12 protein-coding genes are annotated in these 11,295 nt (G+C 31.3%); 7 read left to right on the plus strand and 5 right to left on the minus strand.

The features are described 5' to 3' along the window. The first annotated feature begins 61 nt into the window (after positions 1 to 61). Entirely contained in the window at positions 62 to 766 is a 705-nt protein-coding gene (locus C1H87_RS19660) for a lysoplasmalogenase family protein (protein ID WP_233783213.1), read from the plus strand. On the opposite strand, the gene C1H87_RS19665 is transcribed toward C1H87_RS19660, so the two are convergent. The 3 genes from C1H87_RS19665 to C1H87_RS19675 are packed head-to-tail and all read right to left on the minus strand — an operon-like array spanning position 753 to position 5,343. Then, positions 753 to 2,354 (minus strand): ABC transporter substrate-binding protein, encoded by a 1,602-nt coding sequence (locus tag C1H87_RS19665; protein WP_102757454.1) that lies wholly within the window; start codon positions 2,352 to 2,354, stop codon positions 753 to 755. The genes C1H87_RS19660 and C1H87_RS19665 overlap by 14 nt on opposite strands. A gap of 49 nt (positions 2,355 to 2,403) precedes the next feature. Further along, a complete protein-coding gene (locus tag C1H87_RS19670) occupies positions 2,404 to 4,167 on the minus strand; it encodes a hypothetical protein (protein ID WP_102757455.1) in 1,764 nt (587 codons plus the stop codon). 12 nt (positions 4,168 to 4,179) lie between these two features. Further along, on the minus strand, positions 4,180 to 5,343 hold the full coding sequence (locus tag C1H87_RS19675) for an ATP-binding cassette domain-containing protein (protein ID WP_102757456.1): 1,164 nt from the start codon (positions 5,341 to 5,343) through the stop codon (positions 4,180 to 4,182). A 148-nt stretch (positions 5,344 to 5,491) separates the two neighbouring features. Here C1H87_RS19675 and mtaB point away from each other — a divergent pair, with 148 nt between their 5' ends. After that, a complete protein-coding gene (mtaB, locus tag C1H87_RS19680; RefSeq protein WP_102758341.1) occupies positions 5,492 to 6,832 on the plus strand; it encodes a tRNA (N(6)-L-threonylcarbamoyladenosine(37)-C(2))-methylthiotransferase MtaB in 1,341 nt (446 codons plus the stop codon). Positions 6,833 to 6,942: 110 nt separating this feature from the next. Then, positions 6,943 to 7,443: a hypothetical protein gene (locus C1H87_RS19685; RefSeq protein WP_102757457.1), complete on the plus strand. Its 501-nt coding sequence runs from the start codon at positions 6,943 to 6,945 to the stop codon at positions 7,441 to 7,443. A gap of 67 nt (positions 7,444 to 7,510) precedes the next feature. Here the strand turns inward: C1H87_RS19685 and C1H87_RS19690 are convergent, their stop codons facing one another. After that, positions 7,511 to 7,807 (minus strand): N-acetyltransferase, encoded by a 297-nt coding sequence (locus tag C1H87_RS19690; protein WP_102757458.1) that lies wholly within the window; start codon positions 7,805 to 7,807, stop codon positions 7,511 to 7,513. A gap of 197 nt (positions 7,808 to 8,004) precedes the next feature. Here C1H87_RS19690 and C1H87_RS19695 point away from each other — a divergent pair, with 197 nt between their 5' ends. The 3 genes from C1H87_RS19695 to C1H87_RS19705 all read left to right on the plus strand — a co-directional run bounded on the left by C1H87_RS19695 (position 8,005) and on the right by C1H87_RS19705 (position 10,202). Further along, positions 8,005 to 8,670 carry an alpha/beta hydrolase family protein gene (locus C1H87_RS19695; RefSeq protein WP_102757459.1) on the plus strand — a complete coding sequence of 222 codons (666 nt, stop codon included), beginning with the start codon at positions 8,005 to 8,007 and terminating at the stop codon, positions 8,668 to 8,670. A gap of 35 nt (positions 8,671 to 8,705) precedes the next feature. Further along, entirely contained in the window at positions 8,706 to 9,632 is a 927-nt protein-coding gene (locus tag C1H87_RS19700) for a lytic transglycosylase domain-containing protein (protein ID WP_102757460.1), read from the plus strand. 63 nt (positions 9,633 to 9,695) lie between these two features. Then, complete coding sequence (locus tag C1H87_RS19705; RefSeq protein ID WP_158655297.1) at positions 9,696 to 10,202, plus strand: hypothetical protein; 507 nt, start codon at positions 9,696 to 9,698, stop codon at positions 10,200 to 10,202. Positions 10,203 to 10,217: 15 nt separating this feature from the next. Here C1H87_RS19705 and C1H87_RS19710 read toward each other — a convergent pair whose 3' ends face one another. Then, complete coding sequence (locus tag C1H87_RS19710; RefSeq protein ID WP_102757462.1) at positions 10,218 to 10,793, minus strand: tetratricopeptide repeat protein; 576 nt, start codon at positions 10,791 to 10,793, stop codon at positions 10,218 to 10,220. A 289-nt stretch (positions 10,794 to 11,082) separates the two neighbouring features. Here C1H87_RS19710 and rpmH point away from each other — a divergent pair, with 289 nt between their 5' ends. Beyond that, positions 11,083 to 11,244, plus strand: a complete 162-nt coding sequence (rpmH, locus tag C1H87_RS19715; RefSeq protein ID WP_092133229.1) for a 50S ribosomal protein L34 — start codon at positions 11,083 to 11,085, stop codon at positions 11,242 to 11,244. Positions 11,245 to 11,295 lie beyond the last annotated feature (51 nt).

Consider the following 11,295-nt stretch of genomic DNA (forward strand, 5'->3'; position numbering starts at 1 on the left):
GTAAGATTTATCATTCTGTAAGTATGTGAATTGAAAAAAAATAGCCCTTAAAAGAAAAATTGTGTTAGATATTTTAAGAAATGAGAGGAAAGTAAGTGTTCTTTTTTTTATTATTTTAACTATAGATATTTTAGTTAAACTAAATCTCGATCCTTTTCCCTACCGATATGTTTCTAAACCACCTTTGGTGATTCTTTTGTTTTTGTATTACTATTATAATAATAAGGAAAAACGTAAAAGAAAAAAACTATGGGTGTATCTGGCGTTGTGTTGTTTTTTATTAGGAGACATATTTATTATAAACCATACTAATATTATGTTTTTAAGCATTAGCTTAGTGCTCTTCGCTATAGCTAAGGTCTTTTTAAGTTTACGACTATCCCATGTGTCAGATTTTAGTGTTGTTAGGCTAATTCCTTTTTCTATAATACTATTTGCCTATACCGTTTTTATAATAAGCTTGCTTTTTAATAGTTTGGGGAATTTCTTTGTGCCGGCTCTAATTAGCTTCTTTATATCGTTGGTACTTATACAATTTGCCTATTTAAGAAGGGAGGTTGTAGATAAGTTTAGTTATGTATCTGTTTTTATAGGTATTATTTTTTATAAATTTTCCGAAGGTATGATGGCAATTAAAACGTTTAAAATGGACTTGCCAATGCAGGATATTTTAATTATGCTACTTTATGGTATTTCCGTTTACCTTATATTTTTTGGAATTGTAAAAGAAGAATTTAAAAAGAAGGACGATTTTATTTCTTTTTAACCCGTCTTAAATCTAATAAGTTAATAGGGTTTATTCCAAGTCCAGAAATATTTTTTCTTGTAAAGCGTACAACTTCGTCGTAATACAAAGGTACCATGATGGCATTTTGCATGGCTATAGAGTCCATGGTAGTGTATAAATGTTTTCTTTCCTCAATATTGGTAACGGTAAAAGCTTTGTCGTACAAACTATCAAACTGTGCATTTTTAAAGTGAAAGTAATTTGAGCCGTTAGGTGCGAAATTTTTACTGTAAAAAATAGATAAATAATTTTCGGCATCTAAATAATCTGCAATCCAGGAACTTCTAAACATATCTACTTTTCCGTTAGATCGGGCAGTTCTTAATGTAGCTTCCGGCATAACGTCTACATTAATTATTAGTCCGGTTTTTTCGAGCTCTCGCTGAATAAATTCGCAAAAACTTAAATAGTTACTGGTGGTAGTTAATGTAATTTCTGGGTTTTTTATACCGCTTTCTTTTTTGAATTGTTCTACCAATTGTTTTGCCTTTTCTGGTTGATATGAAAAACCAATAGATTTATTATGTCCGGCAAGACCTATTGGAATAAACCCACCGTTTGCAGGATTACCAATGTCGTTGCGCAAATAAACCATCATTTTTTTTCTGTCGAAACCATAATTTATAGCTTTTCTAATAAGTTCGGACTGTATTTCGGGTGTTTTAGAATCTAAATAAAAACCTAAGTACTCTGAGTTTAGATAAGGCCCCTGAATCATATTTACGGTTTCCTTATATGTATTACGAAGTCGGCCGTCTGCCGTTAAAAGCTCGTCTTTATAAGATGCATCCAAGCTATTTAAGAAGTCTGTATTTCCTTGAGCAAACTGTAAAAATTCACTTTGCTTATCTGGTAAAAAGGTAATAGATACAGCTTCTAAATAAGGTAAAGGTGCACCGGTACTGTCTTTTTCAAAATAACTATGGTTTTTTCTAAAAACAAGTTTAATGTTTTCTTCCCAACGTTTAAACTTAAACGGACCAGTACCAATTGGATGAGACCTGAAATCGCTACCATAATGTTCTGCTATTTCCTTAGGAATAACCGAGCAGTATTTCATGGATAGCAACCCTATAAATGCAGGAAATGGCTGTTTTAATTTTATTTTGAAGAGTGTGTCGTTTATCGCTTCAAAATCATCTACCTTTTTTAAAACCCAGTTTCCCGGAGCCGCTATTTTTTCATCCCTTAATCGGTTGAAACTATATTTAAAATCATTGGCAACTACGATTCTGGTAGAATCTTTTCCAAATAGTTCATGTTTATGGAAATAAACATCATCACGTAGCGAAAAAGAGTAGGTAAGCCCGTCTTCAGAAATAACCCAACTTTTAGCAATACTTGGTAAAATATTTAAATCTTCATCCAATTGCACCAAACCATTAAACAGTTGGTTACAAACCCATGTGTCTTGTAATGTTCTGGAAAAGGCGGGATCTAAAGTATTGATGTTTGCATGTTCGTTGTACCTAAAAACTAAATGATCTTTACTAGATAAGGTATTATTAAAGCAAGAGTTTAACAATAAAAAGCCTAGCAATAATACATACGGCGATAGATATTTCATATTAGTTTTAATAGTTTCATTTAAAAGCCGATAATTTAAAAATTATTATTTATCCTTCAGGTAAAGCTTTCCAGTTTTTTATTACACCAGAATAAAAATAGATAAAGAATAAATTCATAATAAATAATACATAACTCCAATTTATACCTAAACTTTCCAATAAATTAAAACATTCTTTTTTATAAGGGATAGAGGTATAGCGCCAAATACATGCATCTGATTGATGCAAGGAAATGGTTGCAATTATTAGAAAAACATAAAGTATAAACCCAGCTAAGGAGATGTTTAGACAGATTGCCACAACAAGTTTTTTAAATTTTTTTATAAAGAATATAGGAATAGATAAAATAATGGTACTTAGTATTAAAGTTAAATACGCTGCAAAATATCCGGGACTATTATCGTTGAATCCGGTTGTGTATGAGAAGAAAACAGTTAATAAGGCTACAAAAACTGTTAGTATACCACTACTAATAATGGTGAATAGTAGCGCTTTTAATCCAGTAATTCTAAATATAAAGATCAATACGGAGAAAAAGAACGAAAACCATATAAAAAAATGTATGCTTTCTATAAGCGGATTACTTGCTTTGATATCTATAATGTTATCAAAAACATAATGAAGCGCATCATGGTCTAAATAATAATCTGTAATATGATTTTTGTAAAACGCTTCAATAGCTGTTTTTGGTTCGGAAGATGCAAATTGTAGTGTTTCTTTGGGCTCAATTCTAATTAAGTGTTTTAATTCGAAATGATCATTTGGATGATAAATCATTTCAAACCATGCATTGGCAGTTAGATTGTGTTTAATTTCATAGGCATTACTAATCATTAAAAAATCGGTTAGTATTTGCTTAATCTCATCAGGGTTATTTCGTTTTAAAAGATCGTAACCTTGTTTGTTCCATGATTCCCGATTATCATTAAAATTTCGTTGATAATTATAATTATCGTATTCATAATAATCAATATCGGTATAATTATATTGAACGTTTTCATATCCCAATTCATCATCTTCATATTGATAGAATATTTTTGAATAATTAAAATAGCTTGGACTGGATGTTTTAACCAAACTTGAGACATCAAAAAGGGTATCTTTATAAAAGTAGGTTCTAACAGAATCTTTTGTTTTGTGATATACAAACCCTTTATATATTGAATCGTTGTACCCTTGATCTAATGTGCCTTTCTTTGTTTTTAGTATATAAAATCGATATTTAAAATCTAAGAAACTTAAAAATAAGCTGTCATCAACATGCGTGTCTTGAAGCGTCTCACAATATAAAGTGTTGAATGGATGCGGATGTCTACGTTTATCTATTGTATAATCAGCAATGGTTTCTGAAAAAAATAGGGCAGCAGCATTGGTGATTGCAATTTCTTTTTTTACTCGCTCATCATCATATTTGGTTGCGATATAAGTTTTGATTCCAAAATTATATGAAATATAAAATGTAGTGGAAAAGAAAGTTATAATTAAATAAATTAAAAATTGTTTAAACAATTTTGTTTTAGATGTTGGATAGAAATTTTTGAAGGCATTATTCTTAAATAGAAAAATAAGCCATACAACTAGTATTAGAATAGATAAAATAATACTTATAAAAATGGTACCATTTTCGAAAAAGATAGATTTAGCACCATATTCTTGTAAAATTTCAGGATTCGTAATAGCTAAGAATCCAAAAATAAAGAACAATATATGTAGAATTAGTGAAGCGGATAAAACCCAAACTAATTTTGTATTCCAAACTGTGGGATGGTTTTCAAGTAAATATTGATTGGTTTTATGTATAAAATTTTTCATCGATTGTGGGCTTTAGGAAACAAAGAAACGTCTTGTAGATTTTGTTATGTTACGTGTATAGGTAACATCTATTTTGTGCTTTCCTAAAGTTTCAAGAACCAACGGGAAAGTTGTATTAATGGGGAAATAAGCAACATAAATACCACCATTAAAAATTAGTTTTTCAAGATGTAAATCGGTAAAGATTTGTTTAAGTTTATCTCTTTCGCATTTGCAATCAATTTCTACAATTAAATAATTTTTGACATCTGTTATCGTATCGTTGTCTTCGCTCTCATTCTCTTTGTAAGCTCCGTTTTTAAGGTATATTACTTTATCGGATACTTTTTCGACTTCATATAGTTGTTGAGAACTTAATATTAAAGCTATAGGGTTGTTTATGGAGTTGCAGATAGATTTTAAATCCTCTAAAATAACCTGTTGCGCCAATACATCTAAGTTGGCTAACGGTTCGTCCAATAATAGTAATTCGGGTTGTCTTAATAAAGTTCGAGCCAATTCGAAGCGCATTTTATATCCAGAAGATAGCTCGTTCCATTTTAAGTGTTTGTAATTCCACAGACCAAAACGAGCAATCATCATTAAAACCCTGGTTTCATTTTCTTGAGGACTTATACCGTAATTCGATAAAACAAATTTTAAATTGTCCTTTAGGCTACCATACCATTTTTGGGTGCGTTGCGGAATATAAACTAGATTTGATCGTAAATCGTAGTCACTATGATATATCTTGTCAAAATTAAAATCTAAAGACCCTTTATTGTATTTAAGTTCTTTTGCTAAAACCCTAAGCAACGTTGTTTTTCCATTTCCATTCTCGCCTACAAGCCCATAAACATCACCTTTATGTATATTAATAGAAATTGGCCCTAATGTAAAACGATCATGTCCATAACTTTTAACGAGGTTAGTACCTGAAACAACAGGTGTTTGGGTATTATATTCTTCAATTGGAATTTTTGAGATTTTGTCTAGAATTTGAAGACTTTTTTCTATTAATTCATCCTCTTTTTCAGGATATGTTTCTTTCCAATCGGTGAGTGATATTACCTCATTGTAAATGTCTAGGTTTTGAGTATCGATGGCACAATCCATAAGTTTTCGATACCCCAGGTAGATGTCTTTGTTTTCAAAAAAAGAAAAGACTTCTTTAATTCGGGCTTGGGCTTTTGTCATTTGGTGTAGTAGATTATTAACTTTTAGTTCAAGTCTTCGTACTTAGATTGTATTACTTATAGCAATTACGTAAATTTGCAGGCTTTTAAGTTAGAAAACAAGTAAATATAAATACATTTCTCTAGCAAAGGAAATGAAGGATAAAGAAATGAATAAAAAAGTCGCATTTTATACGTTAGGTTGTAAACTGAATTTTTCGGAAACATCAACCATTGCCAGAAGTTTTAAAGAAGAAGGCTTTGATCGTGTAGACTTTTCAGAGAAAGCAGATATTTATGTAATAAATACCTGTTCGGTAACCGATAATGCAGACAAGCGCTTTAAAACCATTGTAAAACAGGCTCAAAAGGCTAATGCCGATGCCTTTGTAGCTGCAGTAGGGTGTTATGCGCAACTAAAACCTCATGAACTGGCAGATGTTAATGGTGTAGATTTGGTTTTAGGAGCTACCGAAAAATTTAATATTACAGCTTTTATTAATGATTTACTTAATAATCCTGAGCGTAGTCGTGAAACAGGAGAGGTGCACTCGTGCGAGATTGAGGAAGCCGATTTTTATGTGGGGAGCTATTCTATAGGAGATAGAACCCGGGCGTTTTTAAAAGTTCAGGATGGGTGCGATTACAAGTGCACCTATTGTACCATACCTTTAGCCCGTGGTATTTCGAGAAGTGATACCATGGAAAACGTTTTAAAAAATGCCAAAGAAATTTCTAAACAAAACATAAAGGAAATTGTTCTTACTGGTGTTAATATTGGTGACTACGGCAAAGGTGAATTTGGTAATAAAAAGCATGAACATACCTTTTTAGATCTGGTAACCGAACTGGATAAGGTTGAAGGTATTGAACGTTTAAGAATTTCGTCTATAGAGCCGAATCTTTTAAAAAATGAAACGATCGATTTAGTGTCGAGGTCAAGGGCTTTTGTTCCTCATTTTCATATACCATTGCAATCTGGGAGTAATGAAATCCTTAAAAATATGAAGCGTCGCTACATGCGTGAGTTGTATGTAGATCGTGTTTCGAAAATAAAAGAAGTCATGCCCCATGCTTGTATTGGGGTGGATGTTATTGTTGGATTTCCTGGCGAAACCGATGAGCAGTTTCTGGAAACGTATAACTTCTTGAATGAATTAGATATTTCGTATTTACATGTGTTCACCTATTCAGAGCGTGATAATACCGAGGCGGCAGATATGAACGGGGTAGTACCTAATAACGTAAGGAGTAAGCGTAGCAAAATGTTAAGAGGCCTGTCTGTTAAAAAGCGCCGGGCTTTTTACGAAAGTCAAATAGGGAGTACGCGAACTGTTTTATTTGAAAGTGAAAACAAGGAAGGCTATATACATGGATTTACCGAAAATTATGTTAAGGTAAAAACCCCATGGAATCCTGAGTTGGTTAATACCTTGCATAATGTTGAACTTACAAAAATAGACGAAGACGGTCTGGTAAGATTTGAGTTTGCTGACGTACTTTCAAACTAGAGAACAGTAAATATCTTGCATATTACCCCAAGTTTTACTCACTTTAACTTATTTTTTGTGCTAATAAAGTGTCCTACCATATTTTTGAGACGGTTAGTCATGCCCCGAATATGAATAGATTACTTTTCATTTTATGCTTTATACCGTTATTGTTTGCAAGTTGTTCTAAAGAGGACAATGATGTGTCCGTAGTTGGTACATGGAAGTTAACAGCATGGAATATTACAGATGGTTTCGATATTAATAAAGATGGTACTGTTAGTACCAACATTTTAGATGAAGTTGTATGCGAAAACAATGAAACTCTAATTTTTGAAACTAATGGTGTAATATCTTCAAGTGAAACCTATAATCCAGAAATTGATATTGCTTTGTTAGATGGCACTACAGATGAGTATACTTATATGGTAACATGTGATGAGCAAGGTGTCATTGGTTTTGCAACAACGTATTCCCAAGCTACCGATAAGGTTGTTTTTAATGATGTTGAGTTTACTGTGGGGGATAAAGAATTGTTTCGTGTAAAAAAGGAAGCTATTAAAATATATAATGAAACTTTTACAGAAGTTATAGCCACTAAGGATTTAACTATGGTTTACACTAAACAATAAATAATTATAAAACAAAAAATCCGAAGCGATATAACTCCGGATTATTTTATCATAAGTTTTTCGAAAATTAAATTCTTACACCAACAGGAAGCATACGCTTGTATTTTCTATTACTTCTCACAAATTTTGCAATTTCAGGGCTTGTTGGTACAACACTTAAATTACGTTCTTCAATTTGTTCGAAAACAGCTACTAAAAACTCTTTGCTAAAGTCTTGGTCTTTAATACCTTCTGGAATAACGAGTTTTGTTAAAAAGATTTTCCTTTCTTGTAAGGAGTATTCAATTTTAGCTAGATGATCATCAATTTTTATTTCAAATTGACGTAAAAAATCGTTATCAATTAGTTCTGCAGCTTCAACCATGGTAATTTTTGTTTTTTATTTCTAAGGAATAATCTTAAATAGTGAGCACTATTTATATAACTTTGTTTTGCAAAAGTACAAAAAAAAATTGTCATTCTAAATTTAAAGCTAGGTTAATGCCTTATGGAATAAACCATTAGAATAAGTTATTTTTAATTTTAGAGCAATTAATTTATCAAATTTCATCTACAGATTAAATGAACGAAGCAACGATACATGTTTATTTAATGCCTGGAATGGCAGCAAACCCTACAATTTTTGAATATATAGAGTTACCTAAAAACCAATTTGAAATACATTGGTTAGAGTGGATGTTACCTTTAGAAGATGAATCTCTTAGCGATTATGCATTGCGTATGGTTAATAACATAAAACATGATAATGTTGTGCTAATAGGCGTGTCGTTTGGTGGGGTTTTGGTTCAAGAAATGAGTAAACATATACAGGTTAAAAAGCTCATTATAATATCCAGTGTTAAATCGATGCACGAGTTGCCCACACATATGATTTTGGCGAAAAAAACCAAAGCTTATGCATTTGTGCCAACGCAATTAGCTGGGAATATTGAATTACTTGCAAAATATGCTTTGGGAGGTAGTGTGAAAAAACGATTGGATTTATATAAAAAATATCTATCTGTTAACGATAGTCGTTATTTAAGCTGGGCCATTAAGCAAATAGTATGCTGGAATCAAAACGACATCTTACCGGGTGTTGTACATATTCATGGCGATAAAGATCTAGTGTTTCCTATAAAAAATATAACAAATTGTATTACCATAAAAAATGGTACTCACATTATGATAATTAATAAGTATAAGTGGTTTAATGAGAATTTACCACGTATAATTTTAGAAAATTAAATAAAAATTTTACCTTTAAGCAAAACTTATTAAACATGAAGACAGTACAGAAACTATTAGCGTTTGTGGGATTATTAAGTTTGTCGGCTCTATTTATTTATGCGCTCCAAGACGCCCCTACAGATGAAAATTTTGAAAAAAAATTAATTAACGACTATAATGTTTATGCATTACAGGTTCCGGACGATTTAAGTTTTTCCGGTGAACCTATGCCGCTTAAAAATCCTGATATTTTAGAGCGAATGGACAGGGAATTATTGGTTAACACCTATTGGCAATCTAATGGATTGTTAATGTTTAAACGTGCAAAAAAGTATTTTCCAATAATAGAACCTATTTTAAAAAAGCACGGTATTCCAGATGATTTTAAATATTTAGCAGTAATAGAAAGTGGTTTAACAAATGCTGTATCTCCGGCAGGAGCCAGAGGTGTTTGGCAAATTATGAAAACTACTGGTAGAGAAAATGGCTTGGAAATAAATGACAATGTAGACGAGCGTTATCATTTAGAAAAAGCCACCGAAGTAGCTTGTAAATATTTATTACGCTCTAAAGAGAAACTAGGGTCATGGACTTTAGCTGCAGCGGCTTACAATGCTGGAGTTGCAGGTATTTCCAGAAAGCTTAAAGAACAAAATGTAAGTGATTATTACGATTTGTTACTTATTGAAGAAACTGGACGTTATATTTTTAGAATTGTAGCACTAAAAGAAATTTTATCGAACCCTGGTAAGTATGGTTTCAATTTTAGAGAAAAAGATTTATATAACAACATTCCAACTTATAAAGTTGATGTAGATACACCAGTAACCGATTTTTCACAATTTGCACAGGAGCATGGTATTAATTACAAGATATTAAAACTTCATAATCCTTGGTTACGCGAATCGCATTTAAATAATAAATCGAAAAAACTATATAAAATTGATATTCCTAAAAAGGGGTATTATGATGTACAGTAAAATTATATTGTATACTCTTTACGTTAAGAGTTGAATGTAATTTGCAAAGTCTCCATAAATTAATTGAGAAACACACTTATAATTTTTGGGATTATCCTAATTGGATTAGAGCTAACTTTGTATCTGTATTGGTATAAAGAATTGTATTCTATGCAATTCTTTGTTTTATTAGTTTTGTGTCATTTAGGGATTGCCGTATCTTGTTATGGTGTTTTAAAAGAGTATTTTCCTAGAAGCAAAAGAATAACCTACACTACTGCATTTCTTTTTATAATAATGATAATTCTACTGTTTTATCATAATATGGTACGTAATCAGAATGATATTGATAAAAATGGCATTTTTGCAAAAGGAATTGTGCAAAAAAAAGAATATGGCTCAAAATCTACTCGTTGGTTAGAGTCTATATTTTACCATAATGGTATGAAATATAAATCTACATTTCATATGAAAATAGAAGATTTTGATAAGGTTAATATTAAAGATACGGTTTTAGTGAAGTTTATTGATAAGCACCCGAAATTAAACAGAACAGAAAAAGTAATCAAAGCTAACAATAATATGCAGTAATAAAAAAGGAGAGGTTTAACCTCTCCTTTTTTGTGCTCTTATCGAACCGCCACTGCCGTAGTGCTGATTAGGCATTTGTGAGCGTTTCATATTTTGTTTCATCATTTTTATTTGATCTGTAAGCATACCTTGCTTATCAAGCTTTTGAGCTTCGGTTAATAATTTCTGAGCTTCCTGCTTTCTGCGTTTAGAAAAAGCAATACCAGCCAGATTTAATTTAGCCATGGCCAAATCATGATTCATCGATAACCCCAAAGAAATAGCCTTTTTAAAGTATTTTTCAGCGTCGTTCATATTACTTTGAGATACCATAATACCATGTAAGTAGTTATAATAACCCTGCTGCTTTTTTACCAGAGCAGATTCTGGATTTTTAATTTTGTTAAGCCATTTTTTAGCCCCATCAAAATCTTGTTTACGTAATCTTAAAAAAGCTAATAGTATAAATTCGTTTTTAAAATAAAGGAAAACAAAAATTAACGATAGCAGTATAAACATAATACCATTGCCAATATATCCTTCTATAAATTGATATACAGCATAGGCAATAATACCAGCAGCTATAATTAGTTTTATAATTTTATTGTACATTTTAATAAATTTGTAATGTGAATAGGCGTTAAATAATAAAGCCTGAGTTGTTTTTAGACTGCAAAGAAACTAAATTTTTATTAAAAGTAACCCATGCGCATTTAACAAAAAAGTATAGGGATGTCCCGAATAAATAGAGGTTTACGATAATTGTCTAATTAAAAATACAATTAAGAATTTTTTTTTCAAAAATGGTTTGCAAAGTAATAAAGGCTTTGTATATTTGCCCTCGGTTTTGGAGAAGGTCCAAACGATTAAAAATACAATTCAGATTTAAAGACACAAGATAATGAGTAAAAGAACATTTCAGCCTTCTAAAAGAAAGAGAAGAAACAAGCACGGTTTCAGAGAAAGAATGGCTTCTGCTAACGGTAGAAAGGTATTAGCTCGTAGAAGAGCTAAAGGAAGAAAAAAGATATCTGTGTCATCTGAAACAAGACATAAGAAATAATGATTAACAATTGTTGATATTTTAAAGGTGTTACTTAAGCGTAACGCCTTT

This window comes from Flavivirga eckloniae (genome assembly GCF_002886045.1).
GTDB classification, from domain to species: Bacteria; Bacteroidota; Bacteroidia; order Flavobacteriales; family Flavobacteriaceae; genus Flavivirga; species Flavivirga eckloniae.